Source organism: Pseudochrobactrum asaccharolyticum (assembly GCF_003314995.1).
In the GTDB taxonomy this organism is placed as follows: Bacteria; Pseudomonadota; Alphaproteobacteria; order Rhizobiales; family Rhizobiaceae; genus Pseudochrobactrum; species Pseudochrobactrum asaccharolyticum.
Genome location: NZ_QNRH01000010.1, coordinates 42,574 through 63,822, shown reverse-complemented (window position 1 = coordinate 63,822; position 21,249 = coordinate 42,574). Strand labels below are relative to the sequence as shown.

At 51.3% G+C, this 21,249-nt stretch carries 22 protein-coding genes, 1 tRNA gene and 1 riboswitch; of the genes, 4 read left to right on the top strand and 19 right to left on the bottom strand.

Annotated elements, in window-relative coordinates:
• Positions 1-28: 28 nt before the first annotated feature.
• The 7 genes from DFR47_RS18730 to DFR47_RS18700 all read right to left on the bottom strand — a co-directional run bounded on the left by DFR47_RS18730 (position 29) and on the right by DFR47_RS18700 (position 9,319).
• A complete protein-coding gene (locus tag DFR47_RS18730; protein WP_113946036.1) occupies positions 29-1,630 on the bottom strand; it encodes an ABC transporter ATP-binding protein in 1,602 nt (533 codons plus the stop codon).
• Between the two features lies 1 nt (position 1,631).
• Positions 1,632-2,783, bottom strand: coding sequence for an ABC transporter permease (locus DFR47_RS18725; RefSeq protein ID WP_113946035.1), 1,152 nt, complete (start codon positions 2,781-2,783; stop codon positions 1,632-1,634).
• Positions 2,776-3,699: an ABC transporter permease subunit gene (locus DFR47_RS18720; RefSeq protein ID WP_113946034.1), complete on the bottom strand. Its 924-nt coding sequence runs from the start codon at positions 3,697-3,699 to the stop codon at positions 2,776-2,778. Before DFR47_RS18720 ends, DFR47_RS18725 begins: the two co-directional genes overlap by 8 nt.
• A gap of 110 nt (positions 3,700-3,809) precedes the next feature.
• Positions 3,810-5,402 (bottom strand): peptide ABC transporter substrate-binding protein, encoded by a 1,593-nt coding sequence (locus DFR47_RS18715; protein ID WP_113946033.1) that lies wholly within the window; start codon positions 5,400-5,402, stop codon positions 3,810-3,812.
• 420 nt (positions 5,403-5,822) lie between these two features.
• A complete protein-coding gene (locus DFR47_RS18710) occupies positions 5,823-6,965 on the bottom strand; it encodes a CaiB/BaiF CoA transferase family protein (protein WP_374788423.1) in 1,143 nt (380 codons plus the stop codon).
• Positions 6,966-7,064: 99 nt separating this feature from the next.
• A complete protein-coding gene (locus tag DFR47_RS18705) occupies positions 7,065-8,243 on the bottom strand; it encodes an acyl-CoA dehydrogenase (RefSeq protein ID WP_374788425.1) in 1,179 nt (392 codons plus the stop codon).
• 197 nt (positions 8,244-8,440) lie between these two features.
• Complete coding sequence (locus DFR47_RS18700; RefSeq protein ID WP_170137561.1) at positions 8,441-9,319, bottom strand: LysR family transcriptional regulator; 879 nt, start codon at positions 9,317-9,319, stop codon at positions 8,441-8,443.
• Between the two features lie 107 nt (positions 9,320-9,426).
• Between DFR47_RS18700 and DFR47_RS18695 the strand changes: the two genes are divergently transcribed.
• Positions 9,427-9,846: a CidA/LrgA family protein gene (locus DFR47_RS18695; protein WP_113946029.1), complete on the top strand. Its 420-nt coding sequence runs from the start codon at positions 9,427-9,429 to the stop codon at positions 9,844-9,846.
• Positions 9,843-10,556, top strand: coding sequence for an LrgB family protein (locus DFR47_RS18690; protein WP_170137560.1), 714 nt, complete (start codon positions 9,843-9,845; stop codon positions 10,554-10,556). Before DFR47_RS18695 ends, DFR47_RS18690 begins: the two co-directional genes overlap by 4 nt.
• A gap of 39 nt (positions 10,557-10,595) precedes the next feature.
• Here DFR47_RS18690 and DFR47_RS18685 read toward each other — a convergent pair whose 3' ends face one another.
• The 4 genes from DFR47_RS18685 to gcvT form a co-directional block, all read right to left on the bottom strand.
• Positions 10,596-11,987, bottom strand: a complete 1,392-nt coding sequence (locus DFR47_RS18685) for an amino acid permease (RefSeq protein WP_113946028.1) — start codon at positions 11,985-11,987, stop codon at positions 10,596-10,598.
• Positions 11,988-12,256: 269 nt separating this feature from the next.
• Positions 12,257-15,061: an aminomethyl-transferring glycine dehydrogenase gene (gcvP, locus tag DFR47_RS18680; protein ID WP_113946027.1), complete on the bottom strand. Its 2,805-nt coding sequence runs from the start codon at positions 15,059-15,061 to the stop codon at positions 12,257-12,259.
• 3 nt (positions 15,062-15,064) lie between these two features.
• On the bottom strand, positions 15,065-15,433 hold the full coding sequence (gene gcvH, locus DFR47_RS18675; protein WP_075656842.1) for a glycine cleavage system protein GcvH: 369 nt from the start codon (positions 15,431-15,433) through the stop codon (positions 15,065-15,067).
• Between the two features lie 4 nt (positions 15,434-15,437).
• Positions 15,438-16,553 (bottom strand): glycine cleavage system aminomethyltransferase GcvT, encoded by a 1,116-nt coding sequence (gene gcvT, locus DFR47_RS18670; protein ID WP_113946026.1) that lies wholly within the window; start codon positions 16,551-16,553, stop codon positions 15,438-15,440.
• 148 nt (positions 16,554-16,701) lie between these two features.
• Positions 16,702-16,787, bottom strand: a riboswitch (glycine riboswitch).
• A 572-nt stretch (positions 16,788-17,359) separates the two neighbouring features.
• On the opposite strand from gcvT, the gene DFR47_RS18665 reads away from it, so the two are divergent.
• Positions 17,360-17,435, top strand: a tRNA-Phe gene (locus DFR47_RS18665).
• Between the two features lie 220 nt (positions 17,436-17,655).
• On the opposite strand, the gene DFR47_RS18660 is transcribed toward DFR47_RS18665, so the two are convergent.
• The 8 genes from DFR47_RS18660 to DFR47_RS18630 form a co-directional block, all read right to left on the bottom strand.
• Entirely contained in the window at positions 17,656-17,844 is a 189-nt protein-coding gene (locus DFR47_RS18660; protein WP_113946025.1) for a helix-turn-helix transcriptional regulator, read from the bottom strand.
• Positions 17,841-18,224, bottom strand: a complete 384-nt coding sequence (locus DFR47_RS18655; protein ID WP_113946024.1) for an HNH endonuclease — start codon at positions 18,222-18,224, stop codon at positions 17,841-17,843. The genes DFR47_RS18660 and DFR47_RS18655 overlap by 4 nt, the downstream gene beginning before the upstream one ends.
• A complete protein-coding gene (locus DFR47_RS18650) occupies positions 18,221-18,433 on the bottom strand; it encodes a hypothetical protein (protein ID WP_113946023.1) in 213 nt (70 codons plus the stop codon). Before DFR47_RS18650 ends, DFR47_RS18655 begins: the two co-directional genes overlap by 4 nt.
• A complete protein-coding gene (locus tag DFR47_RS18645; RefSeq protein ID WP_113946022.1) occupies positions 18,430-18,825 on the bottom strand; it encodes a recombination protein NinB in 396 nt (131 codons plus the stop codon). The genes DFR47_RS18650 and DFR47_RS18645 overlap by 4 nt, the downstream gene beginning before the upstream one ends.
• Positions 18,822-19,622, bottom strand: a complete 801-nt coding sequence (gene bet, locus DFR47_RS18640) for a phage recombination protein Bet (RefSeq protein WP_113946021.1) — start codon at positions 19,620-19,622, stop codon at positions 18,822-18,824. The genes DFR47_RS18645 and bet overlap by 4 nt, the downstream gene beginning before the upstream one ends.
• Positions 19,619-19,930, bottom strand: coding sequence for a hypothetical protein (locus DFR47_RS18635; protein WP_113946020.1), 312 nt, complete (start codon positions 19,928-19,930; stop codon positions 19,619-19,621). Before DFR47_RS18635 ends, bet begins: the two co-directional genes overlap by 4 nt.
• An 85-nt stretch (positions 19,931-20,015) precedes the next feature.
• Entirely contained in the window at positions 20,016-20,186 is a 171-nt protein-coding gene (locus DFR47_RS21880; protein ID WP_170137559.1) for a hypothetical protein, read from the bottom strand.
• Entirely contained in the window at positions 20,186-20,461 is a 276-nt protein-coding gene (locus DFR47_RS18630; protein WP_113946019.1) for a hypothetical protein, read from the bottom strand. The genes DFR47_RS21880 and DFR47_RS18630 overlap by 1 nt, the downstream gene beginning before the upstream one ends.
• A 279-nt stretch (positions 20,462-20,740) precedes the next feature.
• Between DFR47_RS18630 and DFR47_RS18625 the strand changes: the two genes are divergently transcribed.
• Positions 20,741-20,992 (top strand): hypothetical protein, encoded by a 252-nt coding sequence (locus tag DFR47_RS18625; protein ID WP_113946018.1) that lies wholly within the window; start codon positions 20,741-20,743, stop codon positions 20,990-20,992.
• Positions 20,993-21,249: the final 257 nt, after the last annotated feature.

Below are 21,249 nucleotides of genomic sequence, written 5' to 3'. Positions count from 1 at the left end.
CGGAGCTTCAACTCCGGCCTTTAATGTTTTACGCTCCGAAGCGTTTTTCACTCATCGAGGCCTGCATCAGCGCTTTGGTGTATTCTTCACGCGGTGCATCAAAAATCTGCTCGGTCTGGCCTTCTTCAACCACTTTTCCGGTTTTCATCACCAGAATATAGTCGGAAAGGGCGCGCACAACCGCCAGATCATGGCTGATGAACAAATAGGACAGGCCGTATTTTTCCTGCAGATCACGCAGCAAAGTGACGACTTGTTTTTGCACCGAGCGGTCTAGCGCACTGGTCGGCTCGTCCAGCACAATGACCTTCGGTTTCAGGATCATAGTGCGGGCAATGGCAATACGCTGACGCTGACCGCCGGAGAATTCGTGCGGATAGCGGTTGCGCATCGAAGGCTCAAGGCCAACCTCTTTGAGTGCTTCACCTGCACGCTGATCACGCTCTTTGGCTGAAAGTTCCGGCTCATGGATCAGCAGCCCTTCTGTGATGATCCGCCCCACCGTCATACGCGGGCTGAGCGAGCCGAACGGGTCCTGAAACACCAATTGCAACTCACGGCGCTTAGGGCGCATTTCCTGCGGATCGGTAGGAAGCTCCTTGCCGAGATAAGCAATACGCCCCTCAGATTTCAGCAGGCGCAGAATAGCACGACCTAGTGTGGATTTACCGGAGCCGGATTCACCCACAATACCAATCGTCTGCCCCTGTTTAAGGTTGAGCGATATGCCATCGACTGCCCGCAGAACGGTTTGCGGTTTCAGCCAGCCTTTTGCCAGATTAAACGTAACGGAGACATCATCTGCCTCAATCAGCAAGGGAGCTGTTTCCGGCGGTGCGGCTTTGGTGCCTTCCGGCTCTGCATCAAGCAGCATTTTGGTATAGGCATGTTCGGGTGCAGAGAAAATCTTCTCCGTTGTACCGCTTTCAACCACTTCACCGGAACGCATGACGCAGACCTGATCAGCAAAACGTTTCACAATCCCCAGATCATGGGTGATGAAAACGATGGCCATGCCGAGGCGTTTCTGCAAATCGGCCAGCAGCTCCAGAATTTGCGCCTGAATGGTCACGTCCAGAGCGGTTGTCGGCTCATCCGCAATCAGAATATCCGGATCATTCGCCAGTGCCATGGCAATCATGACGCGCTGGCGCTGACCGCCGGATAGTTCATAAGGATAGCTATCGATCCGGCGTTCCGGTTCGGGAATCCCGACCAGTTTCAGCAATTCCAGAATACGCGGACGTGCCTGTGCTTTGCTCATACCACGGTGAAAACGCAAAGGCTCTGCCAGCTGATCACCGATTTTATAGAGCGGATCGAGCGAAGTCATGGGCTCCTGAAAAATCATGGTGATTTTCGCACCACGGATTTTATTCAGCTCTTTGTCGGACATGCCGACCAGATCCTGACCGCGATAGAGCGCCTGACCGGTGGCTTTACCATTTGAGGATAGCAAACCCATGATTGCCATGGTGGTCTGGCTTTTGCCGGAGCCGGATTCCCCGACGATGGCAACAGTTTCACCGGATTTAACATCCAGATTAATACCGCGCACCGCATGAACTGGTCCGTCATTGGTTTCAAATGTCACGCGCAGATCGCGTACAGAGAGTACTGTTTCTGCCATCTTAACGGTCCTTCGGATCAAGGCTGTCACGCAGGCCGTCGCCCAGGAAGTTCAGCGCAAAAAGAATGAGTGTCAGGGTGACCGCAGGGAAAATCAGCTGCCATGAAGCACCGCGCATATTCTGCGCCCCTTCAGAGATCAGCAAGCCGAGCGATGTCATCGGATCCTGAACACCAAGACCGAGGAAAGACAAAAGACTTTCAAGCAGAATGGCTTTTGGTACCAGCAGGGTAACGAAAACAATCACCGGCCCCAGAGCATTCGGAATGATATGACGGGTGATGATGCCCCGCCGCGTAGCTCCAAGCGCTTCTGCCGCCTGCACAAATTCCTGCCGTTTAAGAGAGAGGGTCTGACCGCGCACAATACGTGCCATATCCAGCCATTCCGTTGCCCCGATGGCAATGAAGATGATGATGATCGACCGCCCGAAAAACACCAGCATCAAAATGACGAAGAAGATGAAGGGCAGGGAATAGAGAATATCGACAATACGCATCATGATATTGTCAGCACGACCGCCGAGATAACCGGAAATCGCGCCATAGCCGACGCCGAGCACCAGTGCCATCACAGAAGCCAGCAGACCGATCGCGAGTGAAATACGCACCCCGATAAAGGTACGGGTCATCATATCGCGACCGAGATTATCGGTGCCGAAGAAGAAGTAATTACGAGATACATCCAGCGAAAGTTTGCCGCTCAATTTATCGGCTGCCAGTTCAATTTTCGGATTGCTGAACAGGTCTGAGCGTTCAAAATAACGTAGCAGGCGCTCATCCAGTTCACGGCCTGCGCTTGATGTGACATCAACAGTCAGTTTTGAACCGGCAAGTTCCGGCTCCCCGCCTTGTATACGGGCGCGTGCCATTTCCCGCTCTAAACCCGGAATGATTGTATCCGCACGCGGATAGGCTTCAAGGCTTGGTGCCACACGGACAAATTGCGGATAGATTTTCTCATAAGGATGCGGGCTGACCATTGGTCCGAAAATCCCGACGAGAGACAGAGTAATCAGCACAATTGCACTGGCTACTGCTGCACGGTTGCGGCGCAGACGGATCCATGCATCCTGCCAGAGTGATCGTCCGGCAACGGCTGCATTGCCTTCCGGTGCGCCGTGAGACGGCAGATTGGTTGAAATATCAGTCATAGCGCACCCGCGGATCAAGATAAGCATAGATCAGATCAACAATTAAGTTGAACAGCACGACAAAGACCGAGATGACCACAACAGTGCCCATAACCAGCGTATAGTCACGCCCCAACGCGCCTTGCACGAAATAGCGTCCGATGCCCGGAATACCGAAAATGGTTTCCACGACGACGGAACCGGTGAGCAAAGCTGCCGCTGTCGGCCCGAGATAGGAAACAGCGGGAAGCAAAGCGGCACGTAATGCGTGAACACCAACAACAATGCGGGCAGGCAGACCATAGGCGCGTGCTGTGCGCACATGGTTGGCACGCAAAGCCTCAATAGTTGAGCCACGGACGAGACGGGCAATCACCGCGACCTGCGGTAGCGCCAGTGTAGTGATCGGTAATATCCAATACAGCATATTGGCAGATGACCAGCCACCAGCAGGCACCCAGCCGAGAATAACACCGAAGAACAGGCTGAGCAGCGGAGCTACAACAAAATTCGGTGTGGTAATGCCGAATGTTGCGACAGCAACAATCGTATAATCGAGCCATGAATTCTGACGCAGCGCTGCAAGCGCACCGAGCAGAGTGCCGAGTACCGCAGCGAGTGTGAGGGCAAGACTGCCGAGCAGAATGGAAACCGGTAAACCTGATGCAAACAGATCATTGACCGTAAAGTCACGGCGGGCAAAGCTTGGCCCCAGATCGCCTTTGAGCAGATTGCCTAAATAGATCAGATATTGCTGCCATAAAGGCGCATCCATATTATAGGCTTTTTTCAGGTTTTCGAGGATCAACGGATCAATCGGGCGCTCAAGATCAAACGGGCCGCCCGGAACAAGCCGGATCATGAAGAAGGTCAGCGTGATGATAATAAATATCGTCGGGATCGCGCTGGCCAGCCGCCGTAGCGTATAGCTCAACATATAATTTTCCTGACTGCAGCCTTCATAAAAACAATGGCTGCGGCAAAGTTAAAATCGCTTGATATGCAACAGGCTGCATAGGTGAATATGCAGCCTGCCAGTAAAAATACTTACTGTTTCAGTGACAGCCAGCGGGTTTTATGAGTATCCAGCAGGTTGTCATTCCAGCCCTCAACCTTCTCTGAAACCAGAGCGCGTGAGGAGTAGTAAAGCAACGGAATAACGGCTGTTTCTTTAAGCAACAGACGTTCCGCATCGGCCAGAATATTTGCGCGTTCCTTCAGGTCGGTGGTGACAGCCGCTTTAGCCATCAGAGCGTCGTAATCTTTGTTCTTCCACTTGGAATAGTTAAAGCTGACATTGCTTTCTGACAGGAACAGGAAGTTCTGCGGATCGTTATAATCACCGATCCAGCCTGCGCGGGCGATATCAAACGGCCCGTCTTCACGCAGGAAGTTGAAATATGTGGCACCTTCGGTTTCGTTCAGTGTGGCTTTGATGCCGATATTGCTCAGCATGTCAGCAATAGCTGCCATTGTATTCTTGTTGTTTTCCGAGGTGTTATAAAGCAGCTCAATAGACAGCGTATTTGGCTCTACACCGGCTTCTTTCAACAGGGCTTTAGCCTTGTCTTCGCGCTCCAGCATATCTTCACCGGCATATTCAGCTTTCACACCGCCTTCAACATAATTGGCAATGCCCGGAGGAACAACGGAATAACCAGGCAGCATAGTGCCCTGCCAGACCTGCTCAGCCATGAATTCACGGTCAATCGCCATGGAAATGGCTTCACGAACGCGCGGGTCTTTCAGCTTGCTGTCAGCGGTCTTGCCTTTAACCGGCAGATAGTAGGAGCCGAGATAAGGTGCGAGACGGAATTCACTGGCAAGGTTCTTTTTAACATAACCGAGCTGCTCAGCCGGTACGTCGGAGCAAATCTGCACTTCTTTCGCTTCAAAGCGGCGCATACAGCTGGCGCGGTCTTCAAACGGAATCCAGTTAATGACGTCAATTTTGACATTGCCAGCATCATAATAATGCGGGTTTTTCTTCATGACGATTTTGTCGTTCGGCGTAAAGCTTACCAGTTCATAGGCGCCGTTGGTGACCATTTTACCCGGTGTTGTGAATTTATCACCGTTTTCCTCAACGCTCTTCTTATTCATTGGCAGACCGGTCTGATGGGTCAGCAATTCAAGGAAATATGGTGTCGGCGTGTTGAGGGTAATTTTCAGTGTTGCGTCGTCAACGGCTTCTACGCCGAGTTCTTCAAGCGGTTTCTTGCCACCGACAACATCTTCGGAATTTTTGATCGGGAACAAAATGCTGGCATAGCCGGCTGCAGTCTTTGGATCCATAATGCGGCGGAACGTAAACAGGAAATCGCCAGCGGTCACTTTATCGCCGTTGGACCATTTTCCGTCATCGCGCAGATGGAATGTATAGACCAGACCGTCTTCGGAAATATCCCATGATTTGGCGGCACCCGGAATAACTTCACCATCGGCGTCCTGTGTGACCAGACCCTCATAGAGATCTTGCAGTACGTTACGTTCAGAAATGGTGGATGTGCGGTGGTGATCCAATGTTGCCGGATCTGTGTCATTGCCGCGGTTCAGAACCACTTCGGCAGAAGCGACGCTTGCAAGTGCGCCGGTTAGTGTCAATGCGCAGACACCTGCGAGCAAAATTTTACGATACATATAACCCTCCCTGTTAAAGTACAGTCTGGATTCTAGTATGAATTTTTACGTTAAAGTCAAACATCTTATTTTTCACTTTGAGCGGTCTGTCTGAAAATAAGAATGCCAAAAAGAAACACTGTTATAAATTGCAACAATATATGAGTTTTTTTAAAATAATGTTGCGCAGAACAAAAATAAAACAAATTATGAAAATTATTACTATTCAATGGGATAGATTGATTATTCCTCTTTGAGTATTTAAGCTTATCATGATGGAATTGTCCTGCAAAAAAATATCAAGAATGTGTCTGATAATTCCGTTATTTTGACGGTTGATATCAGGATTAAACAGTGAAAATTGCCGGATTGCGAGTCAGTTTTACGGGGCAATAAAAAAGGCCGCTGAAAGCGGCCTTCTGAATGCGGCATTCGAGGGGATTATTTTGCGTTTAATTCCGCCAGAATTTCCTCTGTATGCTCACCTAAACGCGGGGAGCGCAGACCTGTTTTAAGCTCTGCATTGGAGAATTTCAGCGGTGTGCGTAACCCCGGAACCCCCTGATTATCCACGCGCATCTGACGAGCGATAAATTGCGGATCGCTGAAAACATCAGCAATCGTATTGATCGGCCCTGCTGGAACCGCAATTTTTTCCAATGTCGCTAACAGATCATCCCGCAGCCAGAGACTGGTCTTTGCTTCCAGCAGTGCTGTCAGTTCATCGCGGTTGCGAACACGCGCGGCATTGGTGCGGAATTTCTCATCCTCTGCCAGTTCAGACAGGCCAAGGACGCCAGCGAGCTTGGCAAACTGCCCGTCATTCCCGCAAGCGATAATGAAATAGCCGTCTTTCACCGGTAATGTCTGATAGGGTGCGATATTCGGATGGGCATTACCGAGGCGTTTTGGTGCAACGCCGGAGGCAAGGAAATTCATGGCCTGATTGGCGAGAACGCCAGTCATGCAATCGAACAGCGACATATCAATATGCTGACCGAGGCCGGTGGCTTGGCGATGTAACAGCGCGGACTGGATACCGATAACACCGTAAAGGCCCGTGATAATATCAACCAGTGCTACACCGATTTTCTGCGGCTCGCCCTTTGGGTCACCGGTAATATCCATGATGCCGCTCATACCCTGAATCATGAAATCATAACCGGCGCGGGCTGCATAAGGCCCGTCATGGCCGAAGCCGGTGACGGAACAATAGATCAGTCGCGGATTGATCGCTTTGAGAGTTTCATAATCAAGGCCGTATTTCTTCAAACCGCCGAGTTTGAAATTCTCAATAACGATATCGGCGTCTTTGATGAGTTTGATAACGGTTTCACGCCCTGCATCTTCACGAAAATCGCAGGTGATCGAGCGCTTGCCACGATTGCAGGCATGATAATAGGCAGCAGATTGTTCTGCGCCGTCATCAATATAAGGCGGTCCCCATTGGCGGGTATCATCGCCCTCAGGGCTTTCTACCTTAATGACATCGGCACCGAGATCCGCCAATGTCTGGCCGATCCACGGCCCTGCAAGAATACGTGCCAGTTCAACAACTTTAATGCCTTCCAGCGGCGCCTGCATCAGATTTGCTCCGGATATGAAAAACCCGCTTTCATCGCGCCTGTACCGGACGAGTAATCCGTACCGGTACAGGCTGTGAAAACGGGCAATTATGGAATATTAAAAGAATGCCTGAAGACCGGTCTGCGCACGGCCGAGGATCAGCGCGTGAACATCATGCGTACCTTCATAGGTATTCACTGTTTCCAGATTCTGCGAATGACGCATCACGTGATATTCGATCTGAATACCATTACCGCCGTGCATGTCGCGCGCCTGACGGGCGATGTCGAGCGCTTTACCGCAGTTGTTACGCTTCATCAGCGAAATCATTTCCGGCGCAAATTTATGATCGTCCATCAGACGGCCAACACGCAGCGAGCCCTGAAGACCGAGCGTGATTTCTGTCTGCATGTCAGCCAGCTTCTTCTGGAAAAGCTGTGTCTGTGCCAGCGGACGATTGAACTGCTTGCGATCCAGACCATATTGCAGCGCACGGTGCCAGCAATCTTCTGCCGCACCCAGCACACCCCATGAAATACCATAGCGGGCGCGGTTAAGGCAGCCGAACGGACCTTTAAGACCGGACACATTTGGCAGCAGTGCATCTTCGCCGACTTCCACACCATCCATAACGATTTCACCGGTGACAGATGCACGCAGGGAAAGCTTGCCACCGATTTTCGGTGCGCTCAGACCTTTCATGCCTTTTTCCAGCACGAAGCCACGGATCTGATTGTCATGAGCAACGGATTTCGCCCAGACCACGAATACATCGGCGATCGGGGAGTTGGAAATCCACATTTTCGAACCGTGCAGCTTGTAACCGGTTGCGGTTTTTTCCGCACGGGTTTTCATGCCCGCAGGATCAGAACCGGCATCCGGTTCGGTCAGACCAAAGCAACCGATCAGCTCGCCGGAAACCAGACCCGGCAGATATTTGTCTTTCTGCTCTTCCGAACCATAGGCAAAAATCGGATAGATTACGAGGGAGGACTGCACGCTCATCATCGAACGATAGCCGGAGTCGATGCGCTCGACTTCGCGCGCGACCAGACCGTAGGAAACGTAGTTGGCTTCTGCTGCGCCGTATTTTTCCGGCAGGGTAACGCCGAGAAGGCCGGCCTGTCCCATCATGCGGAACAATTCAGGCTGAACGGCTTCTTCCAGATAGGCTTCTTCAATGCGTGGCAGCAATTCGCTCTTGGCGAAAGCCGCGGCAGAGTCGCGGATCATACGTTCATCGTCAGACAGCTGATCATCGAGCAGGAACGGATCGCTCCATGAAAATTTTGTCATATCACTCATTTAGTATCTCCCGATAAAGTTGCCATATACTCAGCCCATTGACCAAAGACTGCAAACCCTTATTTGCACTTTAGTCATGAATTTTATGCATGAACTTGGTTTCAGGCTCTTTGATATGCGGACTGTTTTGAGCAATATATGCTGAGAATGAGCCTGAATTTCCTGACAATAATCCTTGGTTCGCAACCTTAGTGCTGAAAACGGGCTGCGAGTTCAAGCCATGCGCGCGCGGCATGAGACAGATAAGCACCCCGCCGCCAGACCCATGCCATGTCCCATGACAGATCGGGTTCTGTCAGCGTAATATGCCGGACACCGTCGCGTACCCGCTGCTCGGCAATGAGGCGCGGGAGAAAACCGATTCCCAGCCCCGCATGAACCAGTTCAATGATAAAATTGATCTGGCTGGAACGCGCGGTCACTGACGGCATAAAGCCCTGACTTTGACAGGCATTGATAATAATCGGATTGAGCGCAAAGGCACTGTCAAACAAGATGAACGGCATATCCTGTAATTGTTTGATCGCGATCTGCGGTTGACCGGCAAGTTCATGGGATGCCGGTATCAGCACGTCAATCGGTTCTTTGCGTACATTCTGCCAGTCGAATTCATCGGGTGCTGGCAGCAGGGATGCGCCAAGATCAACCTCGCCGCTCAGCACCATATCTTCGAGTTTTTTACTGCCATGCTCGACCAGATGAATATCAATGCCGGGATAAAGACGACGGTAAATCGCAAACATTGGTGCAAACAGTGCATCACTGCCGATTGGCGGCAGGCCGAGGCGCAATGCGCCTTTGGTCAGACCTTGCAGTTCCGCAAGTTCGGTTTTGAGATCATCCTGCTCAGCCAGTATGCGTAAAGCACGCTGATAAACGACTTGCCCCGCATCAGTCATCACAGATTTATGGCCGTTGCGGTCGAGCAATGTCAGGCCGAGTTCGTCCTCAAGCTGACGCACGGCCTTACTCACGGCAGACTGGGTCAGAAAAACCGTTTTGGCGGCCTGCGTGAACCCGCCTTGCCGGACAACCTCAGTGAAGATCCGTAATGTGCGTAGCTCCATTGCCATTCCCTTTTGGACTTATTTCTATTCAATCAATTCATTTTTATCATGATTGATCATGGCGTATAAGAGAGGAAATTAATTTTGCATGAAAAGAGTCCCATAAAATGTCTCCAGCTCAACTGTCGGGAGGAGTCCGTCATTGGGTGCAAAGCAGCCGGATCGGCCAGATCGCATTGATCGCCGGTTTCTGGGCTTTGGGTGAGGGTATTGTCAGAGTAACTCATATGCCGGTGCCCGGCAGTGTAGTTGGTCTGTTCTTGTTATTTATATTGCTGATAACCGGCGGCATGAACCTGCTGACTGTACGCCGCGGTGCGCAGTGGTATCTGGCAGAAATGCTGCTGTTCTTTATTCCCGCAGTTCTTGCGGTGCTTGATCATCATGAGTTTTTCGGCCTGTTGGGTTTGAAAATTCTGGCCGTTATTTTGTTTGGTACTGTAATCGTGATGATTTCTACCGCATTAGCCGTTGAAGCAGGTTTGCGTCTGAGCCGTCATTTGCAGAAAATGAGGCATTCATCATGAGCGGATTAGAGGATTATTTAACACCTGCACTTTGGATGATGTTGCTTTGGTCTACAGCCACAATCCTGTTCTATCTGCTGGCGAAGAAGCTCTATCGCCGCTGGCCGCGTTTCTGGTTCTCACCACTCATTGCTGCGCCGATTTTGCTGATCGCTGCTGTTCTGCTGTTCCGCACATCTTATGCCGAATATAACAGCGCGACCCATTGGCTGGTGATGCTGCTGGGACCGGCAACTGTAGCTTTTGCGGTGCCGATTTATGAACAGAGAGCGACAATCCGGCAATATTGGCCGGTCCTGATGTTTGGTGTTCTGGTCGGTAGTTCCGTTGCCATTTTCTCGGCATGGGGCTTGGCAAGTCTGCTCAGTCTTGATGGCAGCCTACGTCTCAGCCTGCTGCCGCGCTCGGTGACATCACCTTTTGCGATGGCTTTGTCGGAAGATATTGGCGGTATTCCCAACCTGACAGCTCTGTTTGTGGTGGTCACCGGTGTTATCGGTGCAGCGCTCGGCGATACTTTATGGCGCTTTCTGCCATTGAAGTCCGGTCTTGCACGTGGTGCCTTGTTTGGCATGGGTGCCCATGGCGCAGGCGTGGCCAAAGCCCAGCAGATCGGTCAGGAAGAGGGTACTATTGCCGGATTGGTGATGGTGCTGGTCGGGCTGGTCAATGTTTTTGCCGCGCCGATGATTCGCTGGATTTTGCTGTAATGAAAAAGGCCACTCTGATGAGTGGCCTTTTCAGTTTCTTTAAGCTCTTTTCTTCGCGATGAAGAAATAGATCACGGCCAGCAGGACGAACCAGACCGGTGTAATCAGCAAAGCCTGTGCCGTATCAGCCTGCTGTGCCAGTGCCCAGAGGATGAAAGCAAAGAACGCAAACACCATAGCCACAGCGGCATAACCACCCGGCATTTTGAAGTTTGATTTTGCATGGAGATCAGGACGCTTACGGCGATACTGCACGTAAGATGCCAAAATGATCGACCAGACAAAGATAAACAGCAGTGCCGAAATTGTGGTTACAATCGTGAAAGCTTCAATAATGCTCTGTCCTGCATAAAGCAGCACAACACCTGCGAGCAGGAATGTGCAGGAGAAAAACAGCGCATTGACCGGCACTTTACGATGGTTCAGCTTGCCCAGTGTTTTTGGTGCCAGCGCATAGCTTGCCAGACCAAAAATCATACGCGATGTCGAGTAGATTCCGGAGTTTGCACTGGAAGCCGCAGAGGTCAGTACCACGAAGTTCACAACATGCGCGGCAATGCCGAGGCCTGCCAGCGAGAACATAGCCACAAACGGACTGCTTGACGGGTCAACCTGGTTCCACGGCATCACGGTCATGATGACGAAGAGCGAACCGAGATAAAACAGAACAATGCGCACAGGGATCGAGTTGATCGCCTTTGGCAGGTTGCGTTCCGGATTTTCGGTTTCTGCGGCCGCAGTGCCAACAAGCTCAATACCAACAAAAGCAAAAACCGCGATCTGGAAACCGGCGACAAAGCCGAAGAAACCGTTCGGGAAGAAGCCGCCCTGATCCCACAAATGGGAGACAGAAGCCGCTGTGCCGTTTGGCGATGTATAGCCGGATGTCAGCATGATAACGCCGGTGATGATCAGCGCGACAATCGCCACGATCTTGATCAGTGCAAACCAGAATTCAATTTCACCGAAATTGCGCACATTTGGCAGGTTGAGTGCTACCAGAGCAATAATCAGGCCGAGGGCAGGAACCCACAATGCCAGTTCAGGGAACCAGAACGACATATAGCCTGCAACGGCCACCACATCGGCAATACCGGTTACGATCCAGCATAGCCAATAGGTCCAGCCGGTAAAAAACTGTGCCCATGAGCCGAGATAGTCACCGGCAAAATCAGCAAAAGAACGGTAGTTCAGATTGGACAGCAGCAATTCGCCCAATGCACGCATAACGAAAAACAGCATAAAGCCGATAATCGCATAGACGAGCAGGATCGAAGGGCCTGCGAGTGAAATTGTTTTGCCCGACCCCATGAAAAGACCGGTACCGATAGCGCCGCCGATGGCGATCAGCTGCAAGTGGCGGTTTTTGAGATTACGGGCGAGATGGGGCTCTTCCTCGTGGGAATGCGTGCGCCCGGATGCAGTATCCATTCAGTATGCCTCACAATTCATCTGCCAGAATATTTCCCCTCCTAAATCCAAGAAAATATTCTGTTTTTGTTTTCTGCATGTGTGCCGGTGCGCAATGATTCCTTCGCACAGACAAACACCCTGAGCGATTACTCCTGTGTGCTTGCGAGTGAAAGCAAAATTTGCATAAGGTTAGACTAATGTCGCATAAGCTGTGAGTTGAATTTGCTTCCCATGGCTGGGCAGGCAACAAAAAAGGCCCTGATTTTCATCAGGGCCTTTTGATTATTTTAGTCTGTATAAGCATCCATCGGCGGGCAGGAGCAAACCAGATTGCGGTCGCCGCCTACGTTGTCGATGCGCGATACCGGAGCCCAATATTTGGAGGCCGGATCCATATTTTTCGCAGGGAAGGCTGCTTCCTTGCGGGAATACGGATGTTTCCAGTCGTCGAGCATGGTGTCAGCAACGGTATGCGGTGCATTCGCCAGCGGATTGTCGTCCTGCGGCCACTCACCGGCTTCAACCTTAGCCGCTTCTTTGGCGATGGAGATCATAGCGTCACAAAGACGATCCACTTCAGCCTTGGATTCGGATTCAGTCGGTTCAACCATCAGCGTACCGGCAACCGGCCATGACATGGTCGGGGCGTGGAAGCCATAGTCGATCAGACGCTTGGCAACATCTTCAACGGTCACACCGGCTTTGTCTTTCAACACGCGGGTGTCAACGATGCACTCATGCGCAACGCGATTGTTCGCACCGGTATAAAGGATCGGATAATGATCCTTCAGGCGCTCAGCAATGTAGTTCGCATTGAGAATGGCCACTTCTGTTGCATTTTTCAGACCGGCGCCGCCCATCATACGGATATACATCCATGTGATAACGAGGATAGACGCACTGCCGAATGGTGCAGCGGAAACCGCATTGTCGCTGCCTGCATTCACGTGACCTGGCAGGAATGGTGCCAGATGTGCGCCAACGCCGATCGGACCAATGCCCGGACCGCCGCCGCCATGCGGAATGCAGAAAGTTTTATGCAGGTTCATATGGCAAACGTCAGCACCGATATCGGCAGGACGTGCCAGACCAACCAGCGCATTGAGGTTGGCACCGTCGAAGTAAACCTGACCGCCATTCGCATGAATGATTGTGCAGATTTCACGGATGGTTTCTTCAAACACACCGTGGGTGGACGGATAGGTGATCATCAGCGCTGACAGCGTATCACGATACTGTTCTGCCTTGGCTTTCAGATCGGCCACATCAATGTCACCGTCTTCGAGACAGTTGACGACAACCACTTTCATGCCTGCCATCTGCGCACTGGCCGGATTAGTACCGTGTGCGGAAGACGGGATAAGGCAGATATTGCGGTTCTCATCGCCATTGGCGCGGTGATAGCGGCGGATTGCCAGAAGACCGGCATATTCGCCCTGACTACCGGCATTTGGCTGCAGGGATACAGCGTCAAAACCGGTTACTTCGCAAAGCCATGCTTCGAGGTTATCGGTCAGAACCTTGTAGCCTTCCAGATGCGCCTGTGGCGCAAAAGGATGCAGACCACCGACTGTCGGCCATGAGACCGGCATCATTTCAGCAGCAGCATTGAGCTTCATGGTGCAGGAACCGAGCGGGATCATCGCACGGTCAAGCGCCAGATCCTTGTCTGCCAATTTGCGCAGGAAACGCATCATTTCGGTTTCTGAACGATAGCTGTGGAATGCAGCCTGTGTCAGGAAATGTTCGTCACGCGGGGCATCCGGCAACAGACGGGCAGCTTTTTCAACAGGCTTCGCACCAAACAATGCAACCAGAGCCAGATAATCATCTTCCAGCGAGGTTTCATCGAAAGTGACAGACACAGTATCAGCATCAATGACGCGGATCAGGCGGTCGCCTGCCAGAGCCTTGTCAGCATAATCCTGTGCTTTGCCTTTAACAGTTACAGTCACTGTATCAAACAGCTGTTCACCGGCCAGTTCAAAACCGGCAGCTTTCAGCGAGGCTGCAAAGCGGGCAGTGATCGCATGAACGGCATCAGCAATAGCCTGCAGGCCTTTAGGACCGTGCCAGATTGCATAAGATGCAGCCATATTGGCCAGCAGTGCCTGAGCGGTACAGATATTCGATGTCGCTTTATCACGACGAATATGCTGTTCGCGGGTCTGCAGTGCCAGACGATAGGCCGGACGGCCATGCGCATCGAGCGACTGACCAACGATCCGGCCCGGAATGATACGGGTGAGGTTTTCTTTCACGCCGAGATAAGCAGCGTGAGGACCACCATTACCCATTGGTACGCCGTAGCGCTGCATGGAACCGACAGCAATATCGGCGCCCCATGAGCCCGGAGACTGGGTGATGGTCAGTGCCAGAGGATCGGCAACGGCCACAACCAGAGCGCCGGTCTGTTTGGCGCTGGCGATAATACGGGTGAAATCACCGTAAACGCCGCGTGTATCCGGCCAAGGAATGATCACCGCAGCGGTTGTGGTATCCACTTCGCCGCCAACTTCAATGATCATACCATGCGGTTCCGCACGGGTGTTCAGAACATCCAGCGTCTGCGGGTGCAACTCACCGGCAATCACCATTTTCGGACGCTTTTCGCGGTGATGACGGTAAGCAATGCCAACAGCTTCAGCAACGGCAGTTGCTTCATCCAGCAGCGATGCGCAGGCAACCGGCAGGCCGGTCAGCTCTGTTACCAGCGTTTGGAAGTTGAACAGCAACTCAAGGCGGCCCTGACTGATTTCAGCCTGATATGGTGTATAGGCTGTGTACCATGCCGGATTTTCAAACAGGTTGCGCTGAATAACCGGCGGCACATGGGTGCCGTGATAGCCCGCACCGTAGAAGCTTTTGGCAACCACGTTGTGACCCATAATGCCGGACAGCTCACTGAGAGCTGCGGCTTCATCGAGCGGAGCAGGCAGGTTGAGTGCGCGGTCAAGACGAATTGACTGCGGCACGGCCTGACTGATCAGAGCGTCCAGCGACGGCAGACCAAGCGCCGACAGCATTTCCTGCTGTTCACTGGCGCGAGGGCCGATATGGCGCTCTACAAACGGAAGTGATGATGCTGCCATGATTTAGCCAACCAGTGCCTGATAACCGGCAGCGTCGAGCAGACCTTCGAGCTGACCTGCATCGGAGATTTTCATCTTCCACAGCCAGCCTTCACCTTCTGCCGCGCTGTTGACGAGCGCTGGATTGCCATTGAGTTCTTCGTTGATTTCAATGACTTCACCGTTAAGCGGTGCATACACATCGGATGCAGCTTTCACAGACTCAACCACAACAATGGCTTCGCCTTTTTCCACAACGCGCTCAACTTCAGGCAGTTCTACGAAAACGAGGTCGCCGAGCTGTTCCTGAGCGTGGTTGGTGATGCCGACAGTTGCAATGTCGCCTTCAACGCTGAGCCATTCATGATCTTCGGTAAAAAAGATTTTAGGCATGCGATTATCCTTTGTGATAGCGAGGTTGGGTAAATGGAAGTGTATGGACGTCTACAGGCACTTTATTGCCGCGGACTTCCGCAAAAAGACGTGTGCCCGGTTCTTTCAGATCAGCTCTGACATAACCCATGGCAACAGGGAAACCGGCTGAAGGGCCGAAGCCGCCGGATGTGATTTCACCGACTTCGCTGCCGGCTTCATCAAACAGTTTGGTACCGGCGCGAACCGGCTGACGGCCTTCCGGCTTGATGCCGACGCGGCGCTTTTCAGGGCCGTTAGCAATCAGTTCCAGAACTTTAGCGGCGGCAGGGAAAGCGGCCGTTTCGCGCACTGCTTTGGTGATTGCCCATGTCAGACCGGCAGAAACCGGATCAATGGTCTCAGTAATGTCCTGACCATGCAGGCAAAGACCGGCTTCAAGACGCAAGCTATCGCGGGCAGCAAGGCCGATCCATGCAACGCGGGCATCGCCCAGCAGTGCTTTTGCCAGAAACTGTGCATCGCCGATCGGGGCAGCAATTTCAAAACCGTCTTCGCCGGTATAACCGGAGCGGGTAACGAACCAGCCCTGTTTCGGTTCAAAACCGTGCATGAATTTCAGCTCTTCAACGCTGAAACCGAGATCAGAAGCGAGGCTCTTCATGACATCAGCAGCCTGCGGGCCCTGAATGGCCAGCAGAACGCGGTCAAGCGGCGTAACAGTGCAGTTCAGCGCGCTTGCTGCTTTCTGGAAATGCGCAACATCAATATCGGCATTACCGGCATTGGCGACGATCATGAAACGCTCGTCACCCAGACGGGTTACGATCAGGTCATCAATAATGCCTGCGTCATCATTCATCAGGAATGTATATTTCGACTGGCCTTCATTGAGCTTGGTAACATCAATCGGGCACAGCTTTGCAAACAAAGCAGCAGCATCGCTACCTGAAACTTCAATGAGTTTCATATGCGAGATGTCAAACAGACCAGCCTGTTCACGTGTATGAACATGCTCTTTCATCACGCCGAGCGGATAGGTCAGCGGCATGTTCCAACCGGCAAAGCCGCCAAAGCGGGCGCCGGATGCAATATGTAGTTCTTCCAACGGAAGCGTTTTTAAAGAAGTTGTATCGCCCATTTTTCACTCCAGAGACACACGTCAGCCTTCCGCGAAAGCGGAGAGCTATGAATGTACCCCTCTGTCGGAAGCCTGAGAGACTCGCAAGCCTGTAGAGACTTACTTACACCTTCGGCGCGGAGTTTCCCCCGACTTTCCAGAGTTGCCTTGCTGATCTGCGGTTCTTGGTACCTGAGAGATTTCGGGCGATTTCCCCTTCGGTGGCCGTTACCGGCTCTCTCCCGCAGACAAACAGGAATCAGGATATGATCCTCTCCTCGACATGCGTGCCTTTTATCGTAGCTGGCTGGTGAAGTCATCTGGAATTATTATAATGCGGCTCTTTGCGCAGCGATTGAATGTCGCGTCTTTTATAAAAGTCGCCTTCAGTGACGACACGCACTGCACCATATAAGACAATGTATGATTTTTCTTTGAAAAGAACCTGAACCAGATCAGGCATGTCTGACTCAAAGGGCTTCATTTGAGCTTCCGTCAACGTCCGACGATCAAAAAAAACCTGAGTGGGTGCAGTAGATACGAATAAACGCGATACGCACCAGAATCTGGAGGCTGTGGATTCTGATGATTCACGCATAAATGCATATCTGAAGAGGAAAATTTTCACATTTCCACATATGACAGGTGCATGGCAAAAAGAAAATACTCGTTAAAAATCAAGGAAATCTGGGCTTTTTGAAAAAAATTGGTGGTTCTGTGCATAATTTCTGTTTTGGGTGCTGGACAGGCGAAAATTTAATGCTATAAAGCGCTCACATCAGGCGGACAACCAACACCGCCAAGCAGCCAGACAGGCTCGCAGGGATGCCCGGATAGCTCAGTTGGTAGAGCAGCGGATTGAAAATCCGCGTGTCGGCGGTTCAAATCCGTCTCCGGGCACCACTTAAAAATTCAATTAAATCAATTACATACATCGCAATTAAATGAACGTTCTTAGTTGCTGGCGTGTTGCAATGAGTTGCATGCAAAAGCGCGGATTTCTAGGGTTTTCAACGTATTGCAAATTACTCCATGCAACACGGATGCAACATATTAAAGCGATGAAGCCGCCATTAAGGGCGGCTTTTATTATTTGGCCTACGCAGTTCTGGTAGTTCCAGAATCAAGCGACTTCTTGTTGAGATATCCATCGGATGATTGTTGATTTGCGTGCACACAACAAATCACCGGCTTTAAAATGAGGAAAGGCACCTTTTGCGCACAAATGATAAATTGTTCGCTCCGGAAAGCCGCTAAATTTGCTAATCGATTTTGCGCCAATTAGTACGTCGTCCGATAAATTTTCGGTCATAACTTTCCTCCTTTCGCAGATACTACGTTGTTAGTAGGTACAAACATCGCGCGAGGTGGCAGTGTTTTCGTTAGTGCCGGCTTTGGCCGTTTCCGGCCTGCCAGTGCAGACTTTGGCCGTACCGCGCCACTGGCCTTGTCACGCTGCCGGTCTGACTTGCGAATGGCCTTGATATCTCCGGCCGTCTTTTCAACATGGCAAACACGGCAGAGCAGGCGGCCATTGGCCATTGTCGCCTCGCCACCGAGTGCGCAGGGCAGAATATGATCGACTTCGCCCTCGCCGGTCTTCAGCATTGCATAGCATTTTTCACACTTGCCGTTTGCACGGGCGATGATCTTTGCCTTGTCTTTGCGGGAAAACTCTATGCGCTTGCTCATGCCTGCACCTCATTGAAGTTGAGGGTCGATAAAGCTGCTGCCAGTTCATCAGCCAGAATATCGGAGATCCGGTCGTTCAGGCGCTTTTGACGGTTGGCCAATACTTCCGGTGCGTTCATCAATTCAGTTGTTGAGCGGATATGAGCCTGCGCCAGCTTTTTGCTCCGTCGAAACTCATAAGGAGCAGTAAGAGGAACTGTCTGTATCATGCTGCTCTCCTTTCATCATTGAAAACCACACTTTTCTCAGCACCCCAGGCCGACATGAATTCAATCAGATCGGTCATTTCTTGCTTACTGAGATCGGATGATGATTGCCCATATGGAATGAAGCCATGGCCATCGAGCGCCGGCAGTAGTCGCATTTCACGGCCACAAGCATGCATGAAAATGACTTTCCATTCGTCAGTTGTGTAATCAGTGCCGCGCTTGCGCATTTCTGCTGCGATATCCGTGAGCATTGCCCACATGCGGTCATTTTGTGGTGTGGTGCGCTTTGGCATTTTGAACTCAATACGCATACCTCGTGGTGCTTTGCGTAACCAGTTGATGGCCTTTTGAACAGTCAGGTCATTATGGAGAATGAGTGTCCATCTGCTCATGCTGCGGCTCCCGTATCGATTGCAGCAAGGCAGCGCTCTTTGATTTTAAGAGCGACGTCCTGTGCATGATCATCACCTTCGAGAACTGACAATGGGTCATGTGACGACCAGATATCCTCGAGTGTTTCAATGTCACCGGCCACAGTCAGTGCTTCTTCGAGCTCGGTGAGGAAAGCTGTGCTATCGAATGGAACTGTTGGGGCTTCATGATCGGTCGACATGGTTGGTGGAGGAGCCATAACGACTGCGTGAGTGATGACTTCCGGCGAGCGCTCAGCTTCATCCGGATCAATGATCCCTGCAAAGCCGAAAGCGTAGCGAGCACACTGAATTGCAGCTTTGTGGCGAAGCATACGCTTTGGCCACTTTTGCCATGGCTCGGTTGGTCGCTTACATTCATCCATATATTCGGTGACGACTGTCGGACGATTGCGGTCTTTACGGTAGATGGAGCATTTGACCGCGATCAGATTACGCTTGTCGTCAAACTCATCCTCAAAATCGATACCGTCACACTGCGGGTGTGAGTTGATCAAGTTGAACCAGCCATCCACGCCAACGATTGGCTGAACACCGCCACCCTTCTTTGGGAAGGCATAAATCTCGCGGGTGATCGGATTGAGCCCGTATTCTTTGGCCACCATCAGAAACGCTGCAAACTCTTCATTGCTTGCGGTGTTCGGCATACAAGTGGCTTTTACAGTATCTGCGAAAGCCTTAGGCTCCATCCCGTACTGAGAGGCCATAGAAGTAATCAGTGATTGTTTGGCTGCAGGAATAGTTGTGACTTGTGTCATGCTGCTTTCTCCGGCCATTTTTCATTGGTGTGCCAGTAGGCATATTCGTGATAGGTGATTGGATATTTGGCGACATACGGCCATGCCTGATCGATCTCGACAGGTTGGCCTGCTATCTCTGCTTTGAAAGTTCCGTCCGGCGCTTTCCAGATGGCTGCCGCAATGAACGGGCGCTTGATTGGCGCCAGATCTTTATTCAGTCCGCGACGGTTACGGATTTTGAAGTACCCGCACTGTGGCTCGCCTTCGTGAATTGGCATTTGCCGGCCGTCGAGCAGATTGCTCCACCATTGATAATCCGCATTCACGTCAAAGCTCCGATATAGATGACTATGACTGTTACGAAGATGATGATTGAGACCAGAGCGCAGAGATCCTGAATAATGCCTTCCATTATGCTGCCTTTCTGCGCTGAGAGAGTTTCGTAACGGATGAAGCTTGAGCTGATGCCAAGGCGGCCTTGTCGTAATCACGCACAACTTGAACGACGCGCTCCAAAGCAGTTTTGGTATTGCCTTCATCCCAATAGGCGTACCAGACGAGTGTCATGAGTTCCTCGTCCATCATGCAGCCCTCGGAAAACGGGCTTCTTCATCTTCAATGAGGCGTGTGAGGAGGTCGTCGTCACGCTCTGCTTTGTCTGCGATCATGTGAACGAGAAACTGCGATGCGCTTTCGCCTTTGGACAGGTTTTCACTGTCAACATAGACCGCGTTCACTTCAAGAACTGGCTCGCCGTTATCCCAGATCAGGGACACATCGACTTCACATTCAAAATCCTGAAACAGTGTAATGCCGAGAGCTTTGTCGCTCAGATCAGTGCAAAACGGGTATCGCATGTTTCTCTCCATCGGTTAGCGGATCGGCGGGTGCTTCTTCGCGCTGTTGATGAGTTGAATATACACGCTACTGCGTGCATTGCAATACAATAAACGCAATAGCGTGTATTTTAATTGAGCCAAACCCCAACCATACCAGAATCAGGGCAGGAAAAAGCCCGCACGAGGCGGGCTGTGATATTTTAGAGAAAATGAAAATTAGGGTTGAGGTGTTAACTATGTTACTCTCATTAGGCTCTCTTCGGACTACTCCGATTAAGAGGGCTGGAGGATACTACATTGTTAAAATCTACTCAGAGGAATGTAATCGATCCAAAAGATATCTCGATTATTAATAATGCGCTTTCCCAAATCTGCGCTGCCACCCTCATTCAGCTAAAAAGCGATGAAGGGCAGGCCTTGGCGAATTCCGCTGTTCGCGAATATATGACTGGCCAGTATGATCAAAAGAAGTTGGTAGATGTCATGCTCAAGCGGATACACATGGCTGATAAGCTAAAACGTAAACGAGAGCGTATACTTGGGCGGTAAGACGCCATAATAAAAAGCCTCGGTATTACCCGAGGCTTCGTTTTATGGGGTAGGTTTTGCAGGTTACGCAGCTCAATCTAACCACCTTACAGAGCCCCCTCTGAATGCTAAGATGAGAGAGTGCGTAACCTAATCCAACTCTAATTCAGTCGATTTTAAGAGTCCAGAAATAATCACAAGTTTGTGATCAGCGGTGTTGCTAATTAGAGAGCCTTGGCATTTTGCAAATATCTGCAATGTGAGTGCAAATGAAAAAA

Bases quoted from the DNA above. Each gene is read 5' to 3' on its own strand.
- DFR47_RS18730 (WP_113946036.1), bottom strand. From the start codon at position 1,630: ATGGCAGAAACAGTACTCTCTGTACGCGATCTGCGCGTGACATTTGAA.
- DFR47_RS18710 (WP_374788423.1), bottom strand. From the start codon at position 6,965: ATGCAGGCGCCGCTGGAAGGCATTAAAGTTGTTGAACTGGCACGTATT.
- bet (WP_113946021.1), bottom strand. From the start codon at position 19,622: ATGACACAAGTCACAACTATTCCTGCAGCCAAACAATCACTGATTACT.
- DFR47_RS18685 (WP_113946028.1), bottom strand. From the start codon at position 11,987: ATGGATACTGCATCCGGGCGCACGCATTCCCACGAGGAAGAGCCCCAT.
- DFR47_RS18650 (WP_113946023.1), bottom strand. From the start codon at position 18,433: ATGATACAGACAGTTCCTCTTACTGCTCCTTATGAGTTTCGACGGAGC.
- DFR47_RS18630 (WP_113946019.1), bottom strand. From the start codon at position 20,461: ATGCGATACCCGTTTTGCACTGATCTGAGCGACAAAGCTCTCGGCATT.
- DFR47_RS18690 (WP_170137560.1), top strand. From the start codon at position 9,843: ATGAGCGGATTAGAGGATTATTTAACACCTGCACTTTGGATGATGTTG.
- DFR47_RS18715 (WP_113946033.1), bottom strand. From the start codon at position 5,402: ATGTATCGTAAAATTTTGCTCGCAGGTGTCTGCGCATTGACACTAACC.
- DFR47_RS21880 (WP_170137559.1), bottom strand. From the start codon at position 20,186: ATGGACGAGGAACTCATGACACTCGTCTGGTACGCCTATTGGGATGAA.
- gcvP (WP_113946027.1), bottom strand. From the start codon at position 15,061: ATGGCAGCATCATCACTTCCGTTTGTAGAGCGCCATATCGGCCCTCGC.
- DFR47_RS18695 (WP_113946029.1), top strand. From the start codon at position 9,427: ATGTCTCCAGCTCAACTGTCGGGAGGAGTCCGTCATTGGGTGCAAAGC.
- gcvT (WP_113946026.1), bottom strand. From the start codon at position 16,553: ATGGGCGATACAACTTCTTTAAAAACGCTTCCGTTGGAAGAACTACAT.
- DFR47_RS18720 (WP_113946034.1), bottom strand. From the start codon at position 3,699: ATGTTGAGCTATACGCTACGGCGGCTGGCCAGCGCGATCCCGACGATA.
- DFR47_RS18705 (WP_374788425.1), bottom strand. From the start codon at position 8,243: ATGACAAAATTTTCATGGAGCGATCCGTTCCTGCTCGATGATCAGCTG.
- DFR47_RS18655 (WP_113946024.1), bottom strand. From the start codon at position 18,224: ATGAGCAAGCGCATAGAGTTTTCCCGCAAAGACAAGGCAAAGATCATC.
- DFR47_RS18660 (WP_113946025.1), bottom strand. From the start codon at position 17,844: ATGACCGAAAATTTATCGGACGACGTACTAATTGGCGCAAAATCGATT.
- DFR47_RS18700 (WP_170137561.1), bottom strand. From the start codon at position 9,319: ATGGAGCTACGCACATTACGGATCTTCACTGAGGTTGTCCGGCAAGGC.
- gcvH (WP_075656842.1), bottom strand. From the start codon at position 15,433: ATGCCTAAAATCTTTTTTACCGAAGATCATGAATGGCTCAGCGTTGAA.
- DFR47_RS18725 (WP_113946035.1), bottom strand. From the start codon at position 2,783: ATGACTGATATTTCAACCAATCTGCCGTCTCACGGCGCACCGGAAGGC.
- DFR47_RS18645 (WP_113946022.1), bottom strand. From the start codon at position 18,825: ATGAGCAGATGGACACTCATTCTCCATAATGACCTGACTGTTCAAAAG.